18 protein-coding genes are annotated in these 19,513 nt (G+C 65.2%); 10 read left to right on the forward strand and 8 right to left on the reverse strand.

The window, feature by feature from the left end; genetic code table 11:
* The 5 genes from YU3_RS0126815 to YU3_RS0126835 all read left to right on the forward strand — a co-directional run bounded on the left by YU3_RS0126815 (position 1) and on the right by YU3_RS0126835 (position 5,144).
* The gene (locus YU3_RS0126815; RefSeq protein WP_027169100.1) at positions 1-714 is read left to right on the forward strand and encodes a uroporphyrinogen-III synthase; all 714 of its coding nucleotides are present in this window, start codon (positions 1-3) and stop codon (positions 712-714) included.
* Positions 715-813: 99 nt separating this feature from the next.
* Complete coding sequence (locus YU3_RS0126820; RefSeq protein WP_027169101.1) at positions 814-2,304, forward strand: COG4223 family protein; 1,491 nt, start codon at positions 814-816, stop codon at positions 2,302-2,304.
* A gap of 10 nt (positions 2,305-2,314) precedes the next feature.
* Positions 2,315-3,883, forward strand: a complete 1,569-nt coding sequence (locus YU3_RS0126825) for a heme biosynthesis protein HemY (RefSeq protein ID WP_027169102.1) — start codon at positions 2,315-2,317, stop codon at positions 3,881-3,883.
* A gap of 46 nt (positions 3,884-3,929) precedes the next feature.
* Positions 3,930-4,409, forward strand: a complete 480-nt coding sequence (locus YU3_RS0126830) for a TerB family tellurite resistance protein (protein WP_027169103.1) — start codon at positions 3,930-3,932, stop codon at positions 4,407-4,409.
* A gap of 18 nt (positions 4,410-4,427) precedes the next feature.
* Complete coding sequence (locus tag YU3_RS0126835; RefSeq protein WP_027169104.1) at positions 4,428-5,144, forward strand: glutamine amidotransferase; 717 nt, start codon at positions 4,428-4,430, stop codon at positions 5,142-5,144.
* A 14-nt stretch (positions 5,145-5,158) separates the two neighbouring features.
* On the opposite strand, the gene YU3_RS0126840 is transcribed toward YU3_RS0126835, so the two are convergent.
* A complete protein-coding gene (locus YU3_RS0126840) occupies positions 5,159-5,425 on the reverse strand; it encodes a hypothetical protein (protein ID WP_156913610.1) in 267 nt (88 codons plus the stop codon).
* Between the two features lie 187 nt (positions 5,426-5,612).
* Between YU3_RS0126840 and YU3_RS0126845 the strand changes: the two genes are divergently transcribed.
* The gene (locus YU3_RS0126845; RefSeq protein WP_027169106.1) at positions 5,613-5,843 is read left to right on the forward strand and encodes a hypothetical protein; all 231 of its coding nucleotides are present in this window, start codon (positions 5,613-5,615) and stop codon (positions 5,841-5,843) included.
* An 82-nt stretch (positions 5,844-5,925) separates the two neighbouring features.
* On the opposite strand, the gene YU3_RS0126850 is transcribed toward YU3_RS0126845, so the two are convergent.
* From YU3_RS0126850 to YU3_RS0126885, 7 genes are all read right to left on the reverse strand, one after another.
* On the reverse strand, positions 5,926-7,164 hold the full coding sequence (locus tag YU3_RS0126850; protein ID WP_027169107.1) for an MFS transporter: 1,239 nt from the start codon (positions 7,162-7,164) through the stop codon (positions 5,926-5,928).
* Positions 7,165-7,320: 156 nt separating this feature from the next.
* Complete coding sequence (locus YU3_RS0126855) at positions 7,321-8,421, reverse strand: aminotransferase class I/II-fold pyridoxal phosphate-dependent enzyme (RefSeq protein WP_027169108.1); 1,101 nt, start codon at positions 8,419-8,421, stop codon at positions 7,321-7,323.
* Positions 8,422-8,532: 111 nt separating this feature from the next.
* Positions 8,533-8,994, reverse strand: coding sequence for a MucR family transcriptional regulator (locus YU3_RS0126860; RefSeq protein WP_027169109.1), 462 nt, complete (start codon positions 8,992-8,994; stop codon positions 8,533-8,535).
* 210 nt (positions 8,995-9,204) lie between these two features.
* On the reverse strand, positions 9,205-9,927 hold the full coding sequence (locus tag YU3_RS0126870) for an ROK family protein (protein ID WP_027169110.1): 723 nt from the start codon (positions 9,925-9,927) through the stop codon (positions 9,205-9,207).
* A gap of 15 nt (positions 9,928-9,942) precedes the next feature.
* Positions 9,943-11,319 (reverse strand): glucose-6-phosphate dehydrogenase, encoded by a 1,377-nt coding sequence (zwf, locus tag YU3_RS0126875; protein ID WP_027169111.1) that lies wholly within the window; start codon positions 11,317-11,319, stop codon positions 9,943-9,945.
* Positions 11,320-11,332: 13 nt separating this feature from the next.
* On the reverse strand, positions 11,333-12,343 hold the full coding sequence (gene gnd, locus YU3_RS0126880; protein ID WP_027169112.1) for a phosphogluconate dehydrogenase (NAD(+)-dependent, decarboxylating): 1,011 nt from the start codon (positions 12,341-12,343) through the stop codon (positions 11,333-11,335).
* Between the two features lie 33 nt (positions 12,344-12,376).
* A complete protein-coding gene (locus tag YU3_RS0126885; RefSeq protein ID WP_027169113.1) occupies positions 12,377-14,794 on the reverse strand; it encodes a glucan 1,4-alpha-glucosidase in 2,418 nt (805 codons plus the stop codon).
* Positions 14,795-14,992: 198 nt separating this feature from the next.
* On the opposite strand from YU3_RS0126885, the gene YU3_RS0126890 reads away from it, so the two are divergent.
* The 4 genes from YU3_RS0126890 to YU3_RS0126905 are packed head-to-tail and all read left to right on the forward strand — an operon-like array spanning position 14,993 to position 19,449.
* Positions 14,993-16,009, forward strand: a complete 1,017-nt coding sequence (locus YU3_RS0126890; protein ID WP_027169114.1) for an ABC transporter substrate-binding protein — start codon at positions 14,993-14,995, stop codon at positions 16,007-16,009.
* 47 nt (positions 16,010-16,056) lie between these two features.
* A complete protein-coding gene (locus tag YU3_RS0126895) occupies positions 16,057-17,520 on the forward strand; it encodes a sugar ABC transporter ATP-binding protein (protein ID WP_027169115.1) in 1,464 nt (487 codons plus the stop codon).
* A gap of 1 nt (position 17,521) precedes the next feature.
* Entirely contained in the window at positions 17,522-18,499 is a 978-nt protein-coding gene (locus YU3_RS0126900) for an ABC transporter permease (protein ID WP_027169116.1), read from the forward strand.
* Between the two features lie 2 nt (positions 18,500-18,501).
* Positions 18,502-19,449 carry an ABC transporter permease gene (locus YU3_RS0126905; protein ID WP_027169117.1) on the forward strand — a complete coding sequence of 316 codons (948 nt, stop codon included), beginning with the start codon at positions 18,502-18,504 and terminating at the stop codon, positions 19,447-19,449.
* Positions 19,450-19,513 lie beyond the last annotated feature (64 nt).

A 19,513-nucleotide genomic window follows, 5' to 3' on the forward strand; every position in this document is an offset into this window, starting at 1 on the left:
ATGGTCCGGGTTCTGGTGACGAGGCCGGAGCCTGGCGCATCGCGCACGGCACGACGCCTCGAAATCCAGGGATTTCAGCCTGTCCCGTTGCCGTTGACCGAGACCAGCGCATTGCCGGTCGAAGCGACCATCGACGCCGGTAGCGCCGCGGTCGCCGTCACCAGCGCCAATGCGGTGCGGCACGCATCGAAAGAATTGGTCGCAGCGCTTGCGGGCCTGCCCTGCCATGCGGTTGGGAAAAGGACGGCCGAGGCCTGCCGCATCGCGGGGTTCCTCTCGGTCAGGGAAGGTCCAGGCGATGCCGAAGCGCTGGCTGACGCCATCGCCGGCGGCCTTGCCGGCAAAGCGATCGTCTATTTGTGCGGCCGCGTTCGCTTCCCGCTGTTCGAACAGCGGCTGGCGGCGGCGAGCGTGCATGTCCAGACGATCGAGACTTACGACACGATAGATGTCGACTATGGCGATGCCGATGTGCTCGCCCGGCTGTCGGGCCGGCCGGTCGAGGCAGTGCTGCTTTATTCGGCCAGGGCCAGCGCCGCACTGGCCGGCCTGATAGCGCGGCCAGCCCTGCGGCATCTCTTTGAAAAGACCGAATTCCTGGCACTTTCGGCCCGCGTCGCCAAGCCGCTGGACGGGGTTGCCGGTCAAACGATCCGCATCGCGCAGCGGCCCGAGGAAGATGCGTTGCTGGCGCTTTTGTCGCTGCCCGGCTGAGCCGCGTCATCACACCGCCCCTTTTCACCGCTTGGTGATGTGCTAGAGCATCCCCTGGACCCTTTGAACCATCCTCAAGCCAGTTCGCGGAGCCCAAGCATGGTCAAGACGCCGAAGATGCGACATTCGAAGACCCGGCGCGAGCCGGTGACCATCGAACTCGAGCCCGGCGCCGTGTCGCGAATCAAGGACGAGGATGCCGCCGGGGCCAAGGCCGAGCAGACCGCCGGGGCCAAGGCCGAGCAGACCGACGAGGCAAAGGCGGAGGAAGCCGCCGCCGCTTCGCAGCCGGAAGCTCCGGAAGAGCCGATCCATGCCGAGCAGGCCGACATCGAGCCGTGGGAGCATAGCGACGCCGCAGAGGCAGCGGCGGACAAATCCAACGCTGGCAAATCCGAGGCTGGCAAGGACGAGCCGGAGGCGCCGTATCCCGGCGGATCCGATGCCCCGAAAAGCCAGCCCAAGGGCTTCGAATATAATTTCGAGGACGCGTCCGCGGCCAGCGCGAGCGCCGCGACATCGAAGTCAAGCGAGACAAGGAGCGAGGATCGCGTGCCGCAGCCACCGCGCAAATCCGGCGTCAACGCCATCGCCGCCGGCCTCATCGGCGGTGTGATCGCGCTTGCCGGCGGCGGCCTGCTGCAGGCGGTCGGCCTGCTTGGCGCGCCGGGGTCGAGCGGCGGATCGCTCGACGGCGTCAATGTCGAGATCGCCGCCCTGAAGAGCGAGATCGCGGGATTGAAGGAAAGCGGCGACACCGGCGCCAAGGTCGATGGTCTTTCGTCGGCGCTCGCGCAGGTCAAGACCGATGTCGCCGCGCTTAAGTCGTCCGCCGGGCAAGGCGGCGACGGCACCGAGATCAAGGCGCTCAGCGACAAGGTCGGCCAGCTCGAGACAAATGTCGCCGAGCTGCAGAAGAATGGAAACGCGGCGCCCGTCGATCTCGGTCCGCTCAATGAGAAGCTCGCCGGGCTCGACGCGCTGGTGAAGTCGACCGCCGACGCAGCCAAGGCCGAGGACGGCCGGGTCGCGGCACTGGAGCAGTCCGTGTCTCAGCTCTCCGGCAAGGTCGAGGCGCAGGCCTCGCAGCCCAAGATCGCGCTGGCGATCGCTGCCTCGGCGCTGAAGGCGGCGCTCGATCGCGGCGCGCCGTTTGCCACCGAGCTCGACACGTTCGCGGCGATCGCGCCGGATGCGCCCGAGCTTTCGGTGCTGCGGTCCTATGCCGAGAAGGGCGTGCCGACCCGCGCCACAATCGCTTCCGAGGTCGATGCGGCCGCCAATGCCATGGTCGAGGCGGCGACGCCTGTCGACCAGAATGCCGGCTTCTTCCAGAGCCTGGTGTCGAGCGCGGAATCGCTGGTCCAGGTGCGGCCGGTTGGCGCCATCGAGGGCAAGGGCGCGCCCGAAACCGTGGCCCGCTTGGAAGTGGCGGTCAACCAGGGCGACTACGCCAAGGCGCTCAGCGAGTATGACACGCTGCCCGACGCCGCGAAGGCGGCTGGCGCTGATTTTGCCGGCAAACTGAAGGCGCGGCTGGAGGTCGAAAAGCAGCTCGAAGCGCTGATTGCCGGCGCGATGAAGGCATGAGGACCGCTCTATGATCCGCATCCTCGTCTTCCTCGCCGTCGTCTTCGCGCTGGGGCTCGGTTTTGCCTGGCTGGCCGATCGCCCGGGCGAGATGCTCGTCACCTTCAACGGCTACCAGTACCAGGTCACGCTGATGGTGGCTGCGGTGGCGATCGTCGCCGTGGTCGCCGCGGTGATGATCGTCTGGTGGCTGATCAAGTCGCTGTGGAACAGCCCCTATACGATCTCGCGCTATTTCCGGGTACGCCGCCGCGACCGCGGCTATCAGGCGTTGTCGACCGGCATGATCGCCGCAGGCGCCGGCGATGGCGCGCTGGCGCGCAAGAAGACCAAGGAAGCCGCGAAGCTGATCAACTCCGACCAGGAGCCGCTAATCAACCTGCTCGACGCGCAGGCCTCGCTGCTCGAAGGCGACCATGAAGGCGCGCGCGAGAAATTCGAGCGCATGCTAGACGATCCCGAGATGCGGCTGCTCGGTCTGCGCGGGCTCTATCTCGAGGCGGAGCGCCTCGGCGACCGCAATGCCGCGCGCCACTATGCCGGCCGCGCGGCGGCGGTTGCGCCGCAGCTTGCCTGGGCGGCGGAATCGACGCTCGAGGAGCTGACCGAACGTGGCGACTGGGACGGCGCGCTTAAGCTGGTCGAGGCGCAGAAGTCGACGAGGCAGATCGAGCGCGACGCAGCCAACCGCCGCCGCGCCGTGCTGCTCACCGCCAAGGCGCAGGCGCTGGTCGACAGCGACCCGAACACGGCCCGCACAGCGGCGCTCGAAGCCAACAAGCTGGCGCCCGATTTCGCGCCGGCGGCGGTTGTCGCCGCCGATATGGTTTTCCGGCAAAACGACGTGCGCAAGGGCTCCAGGATCCTGGAGGCCGCCTGGAAGGCCGAGCCGCATCCCGACATCGCCCAGCTCTACACCCATGCAAGGCCGGGCGACGCCGTGCTCGATCGCCTCAACCGGGCGAAGAAGCTGCAGGAATTGAAGAAGAACCACGCCGAGTCGTCCATGGCCGTGGCGCGCGCCGCGCTCGACGCGCAGGACTTCGCCACCGCCCGGCGCGAGGCCGAGGCCGCGATCCGCATGGATCGCCGCGAGGGCGCCTATCTTCTGCTCGCCGATGTCGAGGAAGCGGAGACCGGCGACCAGGGCAAGGTGCGGCAGTTGCTGTCGAAGGCCGTGCGCGCGCCGCGCGATCCGGCCTGGGTGGCGGACGGCGTCATCTCCGAGCGCTGGGCGCCGGTATCGCCGGTCACCGGCAAGCTGGACGCCTTCAGCTGGCGCGCGCCGATGGAGCGGCTTGGCCATCTGATTGAGAGTGACTCCGACGTCGCGGCGGTGCCGGCGATCGCAGCCGCGCCCGCGGTCGAGGAAAAGGCCATCGACATATCCGACGTCCCGGCCGAGAAGCCGGCGCCGGCTGGCTCGAATGGCGGCGAAAAGGACATGGCGGCTGCCGAAGCAGCCGGCGAAGCGGAAACCACCGGGCAGGGTGCGGAGCTGCCGCGCCTGCCCGACGATCCGGGCGTCGCACCGGACGAGGAAGCGGATAAATCGCCGCGTCGGTTTCGTTTGTTCTAAGATTGTGTTCTGGGAGCCGGATTTGGCGGGCAGGGAAAAAACATCGATGCTCGAGCGCGTGTTGTCCTTCCTGAGGGATCTGCCGGCTGGCGGCGAGACCAAGCCGAGCGCCGACGATCCGCGCGTCGCGGCTTCCGCGCTGCTCTACCATGTGATGAACGCCGACGGCGTGCGCCAGGATGTCGAATGGGAGCGGTTCAAGCAGATCCTGGCCGAGACCTATTCGGTGAGCGGCGAGGATCTCGACGCGCTGGTCGCGGCCGGCGAGCGCGCCGACAATGAGGCGATCGACCTCTATGCCTTCACCAGCGTGCTCAAGCGCGAACTCGACGCGGAAGCGCGCAAGGCCTTCATTGGCCTGATGTGGGAAATCGTCTATGCCGACGGCGAGTTGGACGAGCTTGAGGACAACACCGTCTGGCGGGTCGCCGAACTGATCGGCGTCGAGCGCCGGGACCGTATCGAGGCCCGCCGCAAGGCCGCGGCCGAGGCGCCCGGCGCGCGCGGAACGTCGAGCGACGAATAACGGGACCTATCGCCTGCCATGCCACCCAGACCGAGGCCGAGACCTAAAATCCTGATCGTGCTGCATCAGGAGACTTCTAGCCCCGGCCGCGTCGGCCATATGCTTCTGGAAGAGGGTTTCGATCTCGACATCCGCCGGCCGCCGCTTGGCGAAGAGCTGCCTTGCACGCTGGACGACCATGCCGGCGCGGTTATCTTCGGCGGCCCGATGAGCGCCAATGACGAGGACGATTTCGTCCGCCGCGAGACCGACTGGCTGGAAATCCCGCTCAAGGAGAACCGCCCCGTTCTCGGCATCTGCCTTGGCGCCCAGATGCTCGCCAACCATCTCGGCGGCAAGGTCGAGGGCCATGGCGAGGGGCTGGTCGAGATCGGCTGGTATCCGCTCAAGGCAACCGATGCCGGCAAGAAACTGCTGCACTGGCCGGAGATGGTCTACCAGTTCCATCGCGAGGGCTTTTCGCTGCCGAAGGAGGCGACGCTGCTGGCGACGGCCGAGACCTATCCCAACCAGGCGTTCCGCTATGGCGACAATGCCTGGGGCATCCAGTTCCATGGCGAGCTGACCAGGGTCATGATGCAGCGCTGGGTGGTGCGCGGCGCGCATCGCTTCGAGCTGCCCGGCGCCCAGCCCGGCCGCGACCACCTCGGCGGCCGGCTGATCTGGGACATGCACCTCAAGCGCTGGCTGGGCGAGTTTCTGGAGCTGATTTTTGGGAAGCCGGCTGAGGGGTAGGGTAAAAACGAGCTTCAAGAACCTCGTTCGCGGGTAAGTTCCTGTATTTTCTCGAGGAGGTTCTTGACGAGCAGCTGGTAGATCTGCGTGAGCTCGCTTGGCGATAATTCAACTCTGATGTCGTACTTGCCGGAATAGTTCACCTGCAAATCAACGGTCCCGAACAGCGTCGTAGCGCCATCGCGAATGTCAGTCGCTACGATCATGTTCGGCAGCGGCTGATCTAGCAAAATGACGCCCGGTTCGCCGGGGTGATTGTGCGTTGTCGTGCGAATCCTCACAGCGTCAAACCTCCTTGCGAGACGAGAGCCGCCTCTCTCCACATCAGCATCGTCTGGTTTCGGAACTCTCCGGCTCTGTCCAAAATAGAAGCGATCCCCTCAAAACGCGAGGAACAAAAAACGGTGGTATCGGCGGAGCGGCGAATCTGTGCTAAGCGGCCGCCCAACCAACCAAAGGATTACACCCGTGAACGAACCGACCGTCGCCGAGGCGACCGAGAATATCTATGCCTCGTTGCGAGCGGACAATGCCGACATCGACGCCTATATCGCGACACTCAAGGCGGCGCTGGCGCGGGAGGGGAAGAAGCAGGCGGTGTTCGATCCGACCAGGTTGGTGCAGAACAACCGCGCGGGCCGCAAGTTGATGCAGGCCTATTTTCGGCAGCGCGGCGTTAGCGTGACGTTCTCGGAGTAGTAGCGCTCCGGGCCTGTCTCATCGGTCGACGGCGCAGCCTGTCAGCGCGAGGTCGGATCAAGCGGCTTAGATCCGGCGCCCATCAATTCCGGCTATTCAGATGCCGCACCTGCCGCAGCGCCGGGAACAGATAGGCCCATAGGCCGGCGACGGCGACGGCGCCGATGCCGCCGACCACCACCGCGGGAACCGTGCCGATCAGCGCCGCCATGGTGCCGGCGCGGAATTCGCCGACCTCGTTCGAGGCGCCGACGAAGACCTGGTTGACGGCGTTGACGCGGCCGCGCACCTCGTCCGGCGTCCAGAGCTGGATCAGCGTCTCTCGGATGTAGACGCTGAACATGTCGGTGGCGCCAAGCAGGGCGAGCGCCACGATCGACAGCCAGGTGATGGTCGACACGCCGAACAGCACCGTGAAGGCGCCGAACAGGGCGACGAAGCTGAGCATGATCTTGCCGGCATGGTTGCGGATCGGGTGGCCGGCGAGCCAGACGGCGACGCAGATGGCGCCGATGCCCGGCGCCGAGCGCAGCAGGCCGAGACCCCAGGGGCCGAGTTCCAGGATATCGCGGGCATAGACCGGCAGCAGCGCCGAGGCGCCCGACAGGAGCACGGCGAACAGGTCGAGCGAGATCGCGCCGAGCACGATCTTCTCGCCCCAGATATAGCCGAAGCCGGCAAACAGCGTATGCATCGTCGGCTTGTCCGTGGCCGTCTGCTGCGCGGGCTTCGGAATGGTGAAGATGAGCACTGCCGCGGCGAGCATCAGCATGGCGGCGGTGGCGTAAGCCACTTCAGCCGAAACGCCGTAGAGCAGGCCGCCGGCGACCGGGCCGACGATGGTCGCCGTCTGCCATGCCGACGAGTTCCAGGCGATCGCGTTGGCGAAATCCTCCTGCGGCACCAGGTTGGCGAACAGCGAGGACGAGGCCGGACCGTAGAAGGCACGGGCGATGCCGAACATCACCAGCACGACGAAGATCGGCAGCGGGCTGGTAAGGCCGTGCAGGGTCAAGAGCAGCAGACCCAAGGCGCAGCCGGCCTCGACCAGCGTCGCCAGCGTCATGATCAGCCGGCGGCCAAAGCGGTCGGCGACGACGCCTGTGACCAGCACCAGGAGCAGCGAAGGCAGGAACTGGACGATGCCGACAATGCCGAGGTCGAACGGATCGCGGGTCAGGTCATAGACCTGCCAGCCGACGGCGACCGACACGATCATGGTCGCGAAAGTCGTGAGGAAGCGAGCCGTCCAGTAGCTGAGGAACGGGCGGTGCCGGAACGCGGCGTAACGCTGGTCTGGTGAAGTTGCTTCGACGATCATGATCTGAGGCCCCGTTGCGACGATGGCCGGCGGGGCACTTCCACGGGTGGGCGCTGGTCCGGCCGGAACCCTTTAGCCCAGTTCGTTTGGCCATGCGCGCAAAAAATCCGCGCTGGATCAAGGAAAATCGGAATTCTCTGCTCCGATATAAGGGGTTCAGCCCCTCAAAGCGGCCGAGATGGCCGCCAGCCCACCGCGCAACTCTGCTTCCGTCGGCCAGCCGTAGCCGAGACGGAAGAAACGTTTCGGCATCTCGAACCAGTGACCCGGACCGACATAGGCGCCGTGCTTCTCCAGCAGCCTTGCATAGAAGTTGTCGAGGTCGAAGCCGGCATCGACATTGAGCCGCGGGAAGCCGACGACGCCGCCTTGCGGCCGCACCCAGTCGACCAGCTTCTCGCCGTCGATCCAGGCCTGGACGATGTCGCGCCGCCCGGTCATTTCCGGCAGCAGCGACGCCAGGAAGCTGTTGCGGCGCTCAAGCACGGTGCGGGCGATCGCCTCGTCGATGACACTGCCGCAGATGCCGATCTGCTCCTTGGCGGCGAGGAATGTTTCCTGCAATTCCGGATCCCGGGTGGCCAGCCAGCCGATGCGGATGCCCGGGATGCCGAAGGCCTTGGACAGCGAGCAGACGCTGATGGCGCTGGGGCTCAGCGATCCCGCAGCGGGCAGGCGTTCGCCATAGGAAAGATCGCGATAGGTCTCGTCGACCAGGAGGCGGCATTGGTGATTTTCGGCAAGCGCGATCAGCGCGTCGAGGTCGGCGCGTGACATCATCGTGCCGGTCGGGTTGTGCGGGCAGGTGACGCTGATCAGTTTGGTGTTCGGCCGCATCTCGGCTTTCACGCGTCCGATGTCGATGGCAAAGCCTTCGTCGAAATCAAGATCGACATAGGAGATGGCACAGCCGATCGCCCTGGGCGTCTCGATATTGGTGGCGTAGTTCGGCCGCACGACCACGAGATGGTCACTGGGCGACAGCAGCGAGGTGGCGATGATGAACAGCGCGCCGGCCGCTCCCGCTGTCACCAGCACGTCGTCAGGGGAAAGGCCCTTATCCTGCCCGGCGATCAGCGCGCGCAGTTCCTTGTCGCCGCGATGCTCGCCATAGAACAAGGTGAGGTCGGGCAGCGATAAGCCGATATCGGAGAGCTTCTGGTCGGCGATCGAGCTTTCGGAAAGATTATAGCGGATGCGGTCGTAGCCGTATTCCTCCGGCGCTTCCTTCTCGATCACCATCCTGGCGTAGTTCATGGCCATGCTCCCCAGATGCCTGGTGGTATCCAAGCCATAAAAGCAGGAAGCCTGCCAAGGCGGATTCGCCGGCAGGCTTCGCGAAATGATTGGTGCAGGCGGATGCCCGTCTCAGACGGTAGCCTTGGCCTTCCTGCCTCTGGCGGGTTTCACCGGCTCGGGTTCCGCCTTGCGGCCAAGGCCGATCGACTTGGCGAGTAGCGAGCGCGACGCCGCATAGTTGGGAGCAACCATCGGGTAGTCCACGGGGAGACCCCATTTGGTCCGGTAAGCCTCGGGGGTCAGGCCGAAGTGCACGCCGATATGGCGCTTCAGCGATTTGAACTTCTTCCCGTCCTCGAGACAGATGATGTAGTCCGGCGTCACGGAGCGCCTGGGATTGACGGCGGGGGTCGGCGGGGGTGCCGCGGGCTCCGCCGGCTGGCTTATCCCGCTGATCGACGAGGCGACGCTGGCGATCAGCTCGCCCAGGCCCGAGGCGGGCAAACGGTTTTTTGCCACATAGGCCGATACGATGTGAGCGGTGATCTCGAGCAGGTCGATTTCCTTGGCTGTGCTGGTGTCCTCGTCCACGTAGTCCCTCCATTTCTGCCGCAAGGTCGCGAAAACGATCCGGTTTTCGCGGTGTGTAATGTCAAAGCGCCGCGAGCGTTGTTTTGCGAATTCGAAAAAGGCGAATGGCGCCGCGCGCCGGCGAATTCCTAGTCGGCAAATCTGTCCGGCGCAATGATCTTCGGCGTCATTACACGCTGTTTTGAACAATTATACTGAAATGTAACAATATCAGACGATCAGCGCCTTGTCGCGCCATAGACGAAATCCACCCGCGAAAGCGCGAGTGTTGTCGCCGCGTCGGGATTTTTCAGGCAATTCATCGAGCTTGTCGACATTGCCGCCGCCGATCACGACATAGTCCGGCTGCAAGGCGGCGCGAAGCCTGTCGACGACATCGAAAACGTATTTGCGCCACTTCTTCTTCCCGTGTTTTACCAGGCCGCGCTCGCCGACATAATCCTCGAAACTCGCCCCCTTTTTGTAGGGAAGATGGGCAAGCTCCATCGGCTGGCCGACATTCTTGATGATCATGGCGGCGCCCAGGCCGGTGCCGAGGCCGAGGAACAGCATGCGGCCGCCGTCATAGCTGCCGATCGCCTGCATCAGCGCGTCGTTGACGAGCTTCACCGGCTTGCCGAAGGCGGCGCTGAAATCGTAGCCGTTCCAGCCCTTGCCGAGATTGAAGGGATCGAGCGAGGGCTTGTTGTCCTCCACGGGGCCGGGATAACCCATAGAGATGACGTCGTAGTCCAGGTCCTCGGCAAGCTTCCTCACCGAAGCGACGACCTGGTCCGGGGTCAGGTTCGGCCCGGACGCGACGCGGCGCATCTCGCCGCCGGCGCTGGTGAGGATCTTCACATGCGAGCCGCCGACATCTATGGCGAGCACGATCGGATCGCTGCCCGCGATCGGATCGCTGCCCGCCGCGGCCGTCTTTGCTGCCTTCGCCATCTTGTCCTCCCGAAGCTACTTCGTCGGATTGATCCAGCCGTCCGGCGGGCCGAAGCCTTTGATGGCGTCGGCCGGTCCCCAGGTCTTGGGCCCATAGATTGCCGGCGCCGTGGTATCGCCGAGCACCGGGCCGACGATGCGCCAGGCAAGTTCGGCCGCGTCCTGGCGCGTGAACAGCTGGCCGTTGCCGTTCATGGCGTCGCCGATCAGCCGCTCATAGGGCGGCATGTCGCCCTTGGAGTCGTCGAGCGCGGTCAGCTCCACCTGCTCGCCGACCATGTCGTCGCCGGCCCTCTTGCGCTGCGCACCGATCGAGATCGCCACCTGCGGATCGATACGGAAGCGCACATAATTGGCGTCGGCCGGCTTGATCGGATCGAAGACGTCGAGCGGCGGCCGCTTCAGCCGCACGATCACCTCGGTGGCGTGCACCGGCATGTTCTTGCCGGCGCGGATGAAGAAAGGCACGTCCCGCCAGCGCCAGGTGTCGACGAAGAAGCGCACCGCGGCAAAAGTCTCGACCGGTGAGTTCGGCCTGACGCCGGGCTCGGCGAGATAGCCGTCGAACTGGCCGCGCACGACATCGTCCCTGGTCAACGTGCGGATGGCGCGCAGCACCTGCACCTTCTCGTCGATCAGGTCGTCGGCAGAGCGGCCGACCGGCGGCTCCATGGCCAGCAGCAACAGGATGTTGAGCAGGTGGTTCTCGATCACGTCGCGGATGCAGCCGACCTCGTCATAGAAGCGGCCGCGGCCCTCGACGCCGAAATCCTCGGCCATGGTGATCTGGACGCTTTCGACGAAGTTGCGGTTCCAGATCGGCTCGAGGAAGGAATTGGCGAAGCGGAAATAGAGCAGGTTCTGGATCGCTTCCTTGCCGAGATAGTGGTCGATGCGAAAGATCGACTGTTCGTCGAACACCAGATGCAGCACACGGTTGAGCCAGCGCGCCGACTGCAGGTCGTGGCCGAAGGGTTTTTCGACCATCAGCCGCGCGCCATGCGCGGTGCCGGATTGTTCCAACCCTTGCACGACCGTCTCGAACATGTTCGGAGGGACGGCCATGTAGTGCAGCGGCCGCTGCGCCGAGCCCAGCGCCGTCTTCAGCTTCTCGAAGGTGGCGCCATCACGGTAGTCGCCGCTGACATAGCGCAGCAGCGAAGCGAACTCGCTGAAAACCTTGTCGTCGATGCTGCCCAGCGCGCTGGCGACGCCGTCGCGGGCGCGGTCCACCAATTTCGAGAGATCCCAAGGGTCGAAGGCGACGCCGATCACCGGCTCGGTCAGCGTCCCCTTGGCGACCATCTGGTAGAGTGCCGGGAAAATCTTCTTATGCGCAAGGTCGCCGGTCGCTCCGAAAAGCACCAGCGTGTCCGACCTCTCCTGGCTCATGCCGTCTCTCCCCTCACGCCTTCGGCTTCTCGATATGGCCGCCAAAGGCATAGCGCATGGCGGACAGGAGCTTGTCGGCGAATTGGGATTCGCCTTGCGAGGAGAAGCGGTCGAACAGCGCCGAGGACAAGACCGGCGCCGGGACGCCGGTGTCGATCGCCGCCTTCAGCGTCCAGCGTCCCTCGCCGGAATCGGAGACACGGCCGCCGAACTGGGCGAGCGCCGGATCGCTCTTCAACGCGCCGGCGGTGAGATCGAGCAGCCACGAGCCGATGACGCTGCCATGCCGCCAGACTTCGGCGACCTGGGGCAGGTCGATATCGAACTGGTAATATTGCGGGTTTTCCAGCGGGCTGGTTTCCGCGTCCGCCGTCCGACCGCGTTTGCCGGCATTGGCCGATTTCAGGATGTTCATGCCCTCGGCGTAAGCGGCCATGACGCCGTATTCGATGCCGTTATGCACCATCTTGACGAAATGGCCGGCGCCGCTCGGGCCGCAATGCAGATAGCCGAAGGGTGCTGTTCCGGCGCTCTTGTCGGGAGCCGGCGCGCCCGCATCGGCGCCCGGCGCCAGCGTGGCGAAGACCGCATCGAGATGTTGCACCGCCTCGTCCGGGCCACCGATCATCAGGCAGTAGCCGCGCTCCAGGCCCCAGACGCCGCCGCTGGTGCCGACATCGACAAAATTGATGCCCTTGACCGCAAGCTTCGCCGCCTGGTCGACGGCACCATGGTAATAGGAATTGCCGCCGTCGATGATGATGTCGCCCGGCTCCATCAGCGCCGCCACCTGGTCGACGATCCTGCCGGTGATCGCCGCCGGCAGCATCAGCCAGGCGCAGCGCGGCTTGGCGAGCTTGCCGACGAACTCTTCCAGAGAGGCGGCACCAACGGCGCCGTCCTTGACCATGCCGGCGACGCTTGCCGAATTGATGTCATAGACGACGCATTCATGGCCGTCACGCATCAGGCGCCGCACCATGTTGGCGCCCATCCTGCCCAGTCCCATCATCCCGATCTGCATGGTGTCATCCCGATTGCTTGAGGAAGGAAGAATCTACTGGCCGTTCGGTTGGTCGATCCCGACGCTGAAGTCGACATTCTCCCAACGCATCGCTTCGGGCCAGAAAAAAGTGAAGACGATGGTGGCTCCCGGCTGCAGGCGGCTGACGGGCAAATCCACCAGATGGATGCCGAACGCATTTTCGACAGTCTTGCTATCCTGCACCGTCAGCCATTTGTCGCTGCTCCAGTGGACGACGCCGGGCGCCGACAGTTCGACGCGCAGCGCCTTGCCGGCGGGGATGGAGCGGATCTTGTTGTTGAAGCGCCATATTCGGAAGGGCGAGACCATCTTTCGTTTGATGTAGCGCGCGACGCCTTGCGGCGGCATGTCGAAGACGGCGCCGTCGCGCAGCGAGCGCAACAGCTTGATGTGCTCGGCATGCGCCCAGACCAGCGGCATGGCGCTGCCAGACGGAGCGCCCAGACGCAGTTCACGGTCGGGCAGGTCGGGGCGATCCCAGACCTGCTCCGGCAGCAGGCCGCCCACGCCCGCCGAGCGTTCCAGGGTTTCCAGCAGTTGCGCCGCCTTGTCCTTGCGGCCGGCGGCCAGCTCGTAATGGGCGCGCTCGCCGGCGAGCAGCGGCCATGGCCGTCCACGGCCGGTGCCGTCGAAAGGCGCGCCGTCCTCGTGCTCGCCATAGCCGTCGCCGGTATAGCGGTACCAGAGCGGACCTTGCGGCAGCTCGCTGCGTAAAATCGCATCGATGGCCTTGACGGTGTTGAGGATGCGCGGATCGTCCGCCGCTCTCAGGCCGAAACGGACCAGCGCCAGCGCATCGGGACTGATGATCGCCTCCGCCGGCTTGTCGGTGTCGGCCGGCGGCCGGTTCTTGATCGGCACGAAGCCGTCCTTCGGCGAAGCGGCGCCGCCATCGTCGGGCGGGGCGATGCGGACATAATAGCCGGCAACGCCTTCGCCTGCATAGAGTCCGGCGCCGGTGACATAGGTCCAGCGCTCGACCTGGTCGTTCCAGCAATCGGCGATCTCACGCAGATAGTTTGCCGGCTCATGTTTGTCGCAAACATCGAGCATGTCGGCGGCGGCGAGCAGCGCGGCTATTTCCACGGCCAGCGTGAACGGACTGTAGCCGGCATCCTCTTCCCAGCGATCCTCGCCGGTGACCGGACCGTTGCGCACGACATAGGCGGCGGCGCTTTCGATCATGGCCAGGAAATCGCCGAGACTGGCGCGCGGTAGATGACCGGCGCGGCGCAAGGCATCGGCAAGCAGCAGCGGAAAGGCGCATTCGTCCATCTGGATACCGGGCCAATAGGCGGTGCCGTCGGACCAGCAGTTTTGCGGCCAGTGGCCGTCCGGTTGCTGGATCGAGCGCAGATAGGCGAGGATCTGCAGCGCCTGCCTGGCGTCGCCGGCAGCCAGGAATCCGCCCGCCGTCTCGACCAGGTCGCGCGGCCAGACGAGGTGATAGCCGCCGAGATCGTCGTCGCCCTTGTTGAAGCCCCAGGGGATCGACAGGCTGGCGACGGCGGCGCCGGGTCTCGTGACCGACAGATGCGAAGCCAGCACAGCGGTGCTGGCGCGGTAGGTGTTCAAACCGGAGGCGGCATGGCGGTCGAGTTTTTCCAGCCCTGCCTGGAATTTCCGCCAGTTTTCGACATAGGCTTTCGCGGCCGGCTCGAAACCCTGCTGCAAGCTCGCCAAGGCGAGGTCGGCTGCTTCTTCCGGCGAAGCGCCGAAGCCGAGCGCGAGCAAGGCAATTGTCTTGCCCGCCGAAAAGCCGATCTCGCCGGTCAGCGCGACATTGCCGTCTTCCGCCCGCTGGCAGGAAGGATCGAGCGCGCCGTTGTCGTGCAATTGCTGCCAGTCATCGGAAAAGCCGACATAGCCGGCCGCGCAAGCGCCCCAGGGCAGAGAAGAGGCGAGCGCGAGCGAGACGCCCCGTCCGGTGGCGAAGAGAATGCGCTGCCCCTTGCGCTCGCCGATCCAGGCGGTGTTGCCCATGCCGGCGTTGACGAGATGCGGCGCTAACAGCGCGTAGACACGATAGTCGGCGGCCGGTTCCTTGAGCGCGGTGAAACTGGTTTCCTGCAGCAGGACCGGTCGTTTCGAATCCGTAACGATGCGCTTTTCAATCCGGTAAGCGCCGTTGGACGCGGTGTTGGTCAGCCTATAGCCGGGTACCCCGTCCTCGAACGGTTCGATGGCATGGACCGCACCGCGCTTTTCCTCGGAAAAAGAGCCGCCAGGGCCGGTCACGACCAGCCCCATGTCTCGCGTGCAGGCGCTGTCGAGGCGGGGATAATAGATTTCGTTCAAAATGCCGTGACTGATGGTGAACCAGAGCGGGCTTTTTGCCGAAAGCGCGGTGCCGACGCCGCTCTTGGCGCTCGACGTCCAGCGCGCTTCTATTCCTGGGGCGCCCCGAGCAACGGTCGGCGTCACTGCCATCAAATTCACTCTCCTGCCGCGTTCCTAGACCAGGAGCCGCCGTCTTATCAATCGCTGCACCGCAAGTTGATCGGGGCAGTGCCAATGCTTTGCAGTTGACAAGCTTGCGGTTCCTCTGAATTTGTCTGACAATAGATAAAAAACAAGGAATTCGCGTAACCACCATCCGTTAAGACAGCCACCTCGGGAGGAACCGACATGAAGAAACTGCTCGTATTGAGTGCATTTGCGGCGATGCTCGCCTCGGGCACCGCGCTTGCCGACACCAGCGGCAAGAAGATCGCCTTCTCCAACAATTATGCCGGCAATTCATGGCGCCAGGCGATGCTCGACAGCTACGGCATCGTCACCAAGAAGGCGGTCGACGACAAGATCGTCGGCGCCGCCGACGTCTTCACCACCGCAGACAAGGAAGTGCCGACCCAGGCCGCCCAGGTGCAGAACCTGATCCTGCAGGGCTATGACGCCATCGTCATCAACGCCGCTTCACCCGATGCGCTCAACGGCGCCATCAAGCAGGCCTGCGACGCCGGCATCGTTGTCGTCTCCTTCGACGGCACGGTCACCGAGCCTTGCGCCTACCGCGTCGTCGTCGACTTCAAGGACATGGGCAAGCAGGAAGTCGAGCAGATGGCCAAGTTCCAGCCCAAGGGCGGCAATCTGCTGGAAATCCGCGGTCTCGCCGGCACCTCGATCGACGATGCCATCCATGCCGGCATTCTCGAAGGCGTCGCCGCTCATCCCGAATTCAAGATCGTCGGCTCGGTAACCGGCGACTGGGACCAGACCACGGCGCAGAAGGCGGTGGCGACCATCCTGCCGTCGTTGCCGGATGTCATCGGCATCGTCGACCAGGGTGGTGACGGCTATGGCGCCGCGCAAGCCTTCGCCGCCGCCGGCAAGCCGCGCCCGACCATCATTATGGGCAATCGCCAGGACGAGCTGAAGTGGTGGAAGGAGCAAAAGGAGAAGGACGGCTACAAGACCTGGTCGGCCTCGATCGCGCCCGGCGTGTCGACGCTGGCCTTCTGGGTGGCGCAGCAGGTGCTCGACGGCCGCAAGGACATCCCGCACGACCTGCTGGTGCCCTATCTCGCCTTCACCCAGGACGATTTCGAGGCCGCGCTGCCGAAGATCAAGGAAGGCGGCGTCGCCACCCACGAATACACGCAGGAAGACGCCATCGCGGCGATCAAGGCCAACATCAAGCAATAGCGGTGGGCAGGTTGCTGCCCGCATCGCCAACCGGATAAAAGTTGAGGATGCTCCAGGCTATTGCAGACATCGTCAGGCTGAACGGCGCCGAAAAACATTTCGGCGCCGTTCGCGCGCTCAATGGCGTCGACTTCCATGTCGGCGCCGGCGAATGCGTTGGGCTGGTCGGCCACAACGGCGCCGGCAAGTCGACGCTCATGCATATGGTCGCCGGCACGCTGCGGCCGGATGGCGGCCAGATCGCGGTGCGCGGCAATACGGAGGCGAGCTATTCGGTGGCGCGCGCGCTCGAGCTTGGCATACGCTGCGTCTTCCAGGAGCTGTCGCTCTGCCCCAATCTCAGCGTCGCCGAGAACACCCGCATCAACCATCCCTCGCTCACCGGTTTCGGCTGGCGGCGCAGGGCTGCCGACCTCATCCGCGCCAAGCTCGATGAAATCTTCCCGGATCACGGCATTTCGGCGGACGACATTGCCGGCGACCTGTCGATCGGAAGGCGGCAGATGGTCGAGGTGGCGCGCGCCTTCACGCTGACCAGCCAGCCGCTGCATCTGGTCATCCTCGACGAGCCAACCTCCTCGCTCGATGCGCACGCTGCGGGCCAGCTGCTTTCGTTCGTTCGCCGTTTCGTCGCCGCGGGTGGCAGCTGCATCCTGATCTCGCACGTGCTGGGCGAGGTGCTGCAGAACGCCGACCGCATCGTGGTGATGCGCGATGGCAAGGTGGTCGCGGCCGACGCCGCTGATGTCTTCGACCGCGACAAGCTGGTCGCCGCCATGGGCGGAGCCGAAGGACATCAGAAGGCCGTGACCAAAGCCCGAACGACCGAAGGTGGCGTGCTCAGGGTTCGCGCGCGCCCGGCGAGGCAGCAGGACGGTAAGGAGCTTGTCGCCCGCGCGGGCGAGATCATTGGGCTTGCCGGGCTTGCCGGCCACGGCCAGACCGACCTTTTGCTGGCGATCTTCTCGGCCGCCGCCCGCGCCAGGGCCGGCATCGAGGTGACGGCGCCGGTGGCGCTGGTCGCGGGCGACCGCCAGTCGGACGGCATCTTTTCGCAATGGTCGATCGCGCAGAACATCGGCATCCGTTCGCTGGCCCGCCTGCGCAACGGCCTGCTGATCTCGCCGCAGCGCGAGGCCGAGCTCGCCGAATTCTGGAAAAACAAGATCGGCATCCGCACGCCGGACATGAACAACAACATCTTTTCGCTGTCGGGCGGCAACCAGCAGAAGGCGCTGTTCGCCCGTGCGCTCGGCTCGGACGCACAGATCGTGCTGATGGACGACCCGATGCGCGGCGTCGATATCGGCACCAAGCTCGAAGTCTACGATCTCCTGCGCGAGGAGGCCGCCAAGGGCCGCACCTTCCTCTGGTACACCACCGAGACCGAGGAACTCGACAATTGCGACCATGTCTATGTGTTCAAGAACGGCCGCATCGTCGCCAATCTGCGGCGCGACGAGCTGACGGAGGAAAAGATCATCCAGTCCTCGTTCGGCGATGCGGCCTGACATGACCGCGATCGCTCCCGGCACCGTCCCGAAAGCCTCGCCGCGCGGCGGCGCGGCCCGGGCGCGCATGCTGCGCGGCCTTCTGCCGGCTTTGTCGCTGGCGCTGGTGCTGATGGGGATTGCCTGGCTCAACCCGCGCGCCATCAGCTATTTCGGCTTCAACCTGATGCTCAACCTGGCGATCCCGATCGCGCTGGCGACGATCGCGCAGATGTTCGTCATCGCCGGCAACGAGCTCGATCTGTCGATCGGCACCTTCGTCGGCTTCGTCGGCTGCGTCACGGCGACTTGGCTGAGGGATGCGCCGCTACTCGGCATTGTCGTGCTGCTCGGCTCGATCGGCGTCTATGCGCTGCTCGGGGCGCTGATCCATCTGCGCAACCTGCCGTCGATCGTGGTGACGCTCGGCATGAGCTTCGTCTGGCAGGGGCTTGCCATCCTCGTCCTGCCCAAGCCAGGCGGCAAGGCGCCGGATTGGCTGCTTTCGATCATGTCCTTCAAGCCGCCTTACATCCCGTTCCCGATCCTTGCCGCGCTGTTGATCGCCGCTGTCGTCCATTTCGGCCTGATGCGCACCTCCTATGGCGTCATCCTGCGTGGCTCCGGCGGCAACGCCGCGGCGCTGCGACGCGCCGGCTGGTCGCTGCTCCGCACCAAGGTGGTGCTTTTCGCGCTGACCGGGCTGTTCGGCGTGCTTTCCGGCATGGCGCTGATCGGCATCACCACCTCGGCCGATGCCAATATCGGCAATGGCTACACGCTGCTGTCGATCGCCGGCGTCATTCTCGGCGGCGGCGAGTTCGTCGGCGGGCGCGTGTCGCCGATCGGCGCTGTGCTCGGCGCGCTGACGCTGGCCTTGGCCGCTTCGCCGCTGTTGACCTTCATGCACATTCCGCCCGACTGGCAGGTCGCCGCCAATGGCGCGATCCTGATCATCGTGCTGGCTGCGCGGGTGCTGATCAGCCGCAAGGAGAGATGAGCATGGCCTCGCTGCGGACATTGCTTGAGAAGCCCTGGATCTGGTCGTTCGTCGGCGCCCTCGTCGTCTGGCTGGCGACCATCGCCTTCACCGGCGGCTATGGCGGCGGCGGCATGGTTACCGCGGCGCTTTCGCTCGCCGTCTTCACCGTCATCGTCGGCGTCGGCCAGATGTTCGTCATCACGCTTGGGCCGGGCAATGTCGATCTGTCGCTGCCGGCCAATATCGGGCTGGCCAGCGCCGTTGCCATGAAGGTGATGGGCGGCAGCGATGCCATGATCGTAGTCGGGCTGCTTGCCGCGCTTGCCTGCGGGGCGGCGATCGGCGCCATCAACTACCTGCTGATCTGGGCGCTGCGCATCCCGCCGATCATCGCGACGCTGTCGGCGAGCTTCATCATCCAGTCGGTCGACATCAGCTACGGCCGCGGCCTGCAGATCAAGCCGCCGCCGGGCTTCGCCGATTTCACCAACTGGCAGGTGCTGGGCATTCCGGTGCTGGCGATGCTGACGGTGGTCTTCACCGTCGGCGCCGCACTGGCGCTGCAGCGCATGATCTATGGCCGTTCGGTGCTGGCCATCGGCCAGAATATCCGCGCCGCCTGGCTGGCCGGCGTCAATGTCGGCCGCATCCGCTTCCTCACCTACACGCTGTGCGGCGCGCTGGGCGGCATCGACGGCGCATTGCTGGCAGGCTATTTCCGCGGCGCCAATGTCGACATCGGCAACGAATACCTGCTCGCCTCGATCGCGGTCGTGGTCATCGGCGGCACCTCGGTCGCCGGCGGCAAGGCCAACGTGCCCGGCGTCTGGGGCGCCGGCCTGTTCCTGGTGCTGCTCCTCACCATGCTCAACACCTTCGGCGTCAGCGCCGGCGTACGACTGTTACTGACGGGGCTGATCATCGTCGGGGTGATCACGGCGGCCGGCGGCGAGAAGGCGGTGCGGTGAGGGCTTCCGCCCTAGCTCTTTGATTTGACGCAATTCCGGACGGAAGGTTACGGCGAAGATGCCG

The sequence above is a fragment of the Mesorhizobium sp. WSM3224 genome, assembly GCF_000427725.1.
In the GTDB taxonomy this organism is placed as follows: domain Bacteria; phylum Pseudomonadota; class Alphaproteobacteria; order Rhizobiales; family Rhizobiaceae; genus Mesorhizobium.

Bases quoted from the DNA above. Each gene is read 5' to 3' on its own strand.
- YU3_RS0126855 (WP_027169108.1), bottom strand. From the start codon at position 8,421: ATGAACTACGCCAGGATGGTGATCGAGAAGGAAGCGCCGGAGGAATAC.
- zwf (WP_027169111.1), bottom strand. From the start codon at position 11,319: ATGAGCCAGGAGAGGTCGGACACGCTGGTGCTTTTCGGAGCGACCGGC.
- YU3_RS0126830 (WP_027169103.1), top strand. From the start codon at position 3,930: ATGCTCGAGCGCGTGTTGTCCTTCCTGAGGGATCTGCCGGCTGGCGGC.
- YU3_RS0126895 (WP_027169115.1), top strand. From the start codon at position 16,057: ATGCTCCAGGCTATTGCAGACATCGTCAGGCTGAACGGCGCCGAAAAA.
- YU3_RS0126885 (WP_027169113.1), bottom strand. From the start codon at position 14,794: ATGGCAGTGACGCCGACCGTTGCTCGGGGCGCCCCAGGAATAGAAGCG.
- YU3_RS0126825 (WP_027169102.1), top strand. From the start codon at position 2,315: ATGATCCGCATCCTCGTCTTCCTCGCCGTCGTCTTCGCGCTGGGGCTC.
- YU3_RS0126870 (WP_027169110.1), bottom strand. From the start codon at position 9,927: ATGGCGAAGGCAGCAAAGACGGCCGCGGCGGGCAGCGATCCGATCGCG.
- YU3_RS0126850 (WP_027169107.1), bottom strand. From the start codon at position 7,164: ATGATCGTCGAAGCAACTTCACCAGACCAGCGTTACGCCGCGTTCCGG.
- YU3_RS0126905 (WP_027169117.1), top strand. From the start codon at position 18,502: ATGGCCTCGCTGCGGACATTGCTTGAGAAGCCCTGGATCTGGTCGTTC.
- YU3_RS0126835 (WP_027169104.1), top strand. From the start codon at position 4,428: ATGCCACCCAGACCGAGGCCGAGACCTAAAATCCTGATCGTGCTGCAT.
- gnd (WP_027169112.1), bottom strand. From the start codon at position 12,343: ATGCAGATCGGGATGATGGGACTGGGCAGGATGGGCGCCAACATGGTG.
- YU3_RS0126900 (WP_027169116.1), top strand. From the start codon at position 17,522: ATGACCGCGATCGCTCCCGGCACCGTCCCGAAAGCCTCGCCGCGCGGC.
- YU3_RS0126820 (WP_027169101.1), top strand. From the start codon at position 814: ATGGTCAAGACGCCGAAGATGCGACATTCGAAGACCCGGCGCGAGCCG.
- YU3_RS0126815 (WP_027169100.1), top strand. From the start codon at position 1: ATGGTCCGGGTTCTGGTGACGAGGCCGGAGCCTGGCGCATCGCGCACG.
- YU3_RS0126890 (WP_027169114.1), top strand. From the start codon at position 14,993: ATGAAGAAACTGCTCGTATTGAGTGCATTTGCGGCGATGCTCGCCTCG.